This is a genomic window from Gordonibacter pamelaeae 7-10-1-b (genome assembly GCF_000210055.1).
Classification (GTDB): Bacteria; Actinomycetota; Coriobacteriia; order Coriobacteriales; family Eggerthellaceae; genus Gordonibacter; species Gordonibacter pamelaeae.
Map to the genome: position 1 here is coordinate 3,301,452 of NC_021021.1, position 1,076 is coordinate 3,302,527.

Sequence of the window (1,076 nt, forward strand, 5' to 3'; positions counted from 1 at the left end):
GGGCGCAGGCGCGCACCGCGCCGGCCAGCGCGCACTTCGTGGGCGTGTCGAGGCCCTTGGTGGGCTCGTCGAGCAGCAGCAGGTCGGGGTCGGTGAGCAGGATCTTCGCGAAGGCGAGCAGCTGCTGCTGCCCGCCCGACAGGTCGTAGGGATGCCGCGCGGCATGCGCCGCGAGCGAGAAGCGCTCGAGCGCCGCATCCACCGCATCGTCTCCGTAGCCGCAACCGCGCTGCCACTCGCGCAGCTCGTCGGCCACGGTGTCGCACACGAAGAGCGCCTTCGGGTTCTGGGGCAGCAGCGCCTGGCGGGCGGCCAGGCGGTTGGCCACGCGGCCGCGCTCGGGCTTGAGGACGCCGGCCGCCAGGCGCAGGAGCGTGGACTTCCCGCAGCCGTTGCCCCCCACGACGGCATGGACGTCGCCCGCGCGCACGTCCAGGTCCAAGCCGCGCAGCACCCAGCCGTCCTCGCGCGCGTAGCGAAAGTGCGCATCGCGGAAAGAGAGGACGGGGGGCGCCTCGCGGGTTGCGGCGGGAAGCGCCTCGTGGATCGGGCGGGCGGAGGACACCTCGCGGGTCAGGCGAGGCGCCGCAGGTGCGGAAGCAGGGACGGGTGCGAGGATCGGGGGAACGGCAACCGGGCGCACCTGGCCGTTCGCCAGCTCCACGAGGTCGGTAGCGTAGGGGGCGGTGGCCTCCGGAGCGTGGGTGGCCATGACGACGGTGATGCCCAGCTCGCGGTTCACGCGGAAGAGCGCGTGCAGGAAGTTCTTCTCGGCCACCGGGTCCAGCTGCGCGGTGGGCTCGTCGAGCACGAGCAGCCGCGGCTGCAGGGCCAGCACGGCCGCCAGGTTCACCATCTGCTGCTGGCCTCCCGACAGGTCGGCCACGGACGCGCGGAACCACGGCTCTATGCCGAAGAAGTGCGCGACCTCGGCCACGCGCCGCCGCATGGCGTCCTGGCCGAGGCCCACGTTCTCCAACCCGAACGCCAGCTCGTGCCATACGGTGTCGCACACCAGCTGGTTCTCCGGGTTCTGCGCGACGTAGCCCACCTGCGCGGCCCCCTCGGCGGCACCG

Annotated in this window: 1 protein-coding gene; it reads right to left on the reverse strand. The window is 73.2% G+C overall.

Translation table 11 applies throughout. The features are described from left to right. Positions 1–1,076 (reverse strand): ATP-binding cassette domain-containing protein (locus GPA_RS15175; protein ID WP_083809174.1); only part of this gene is annotated, 1,076 nt, incomplete at both ends.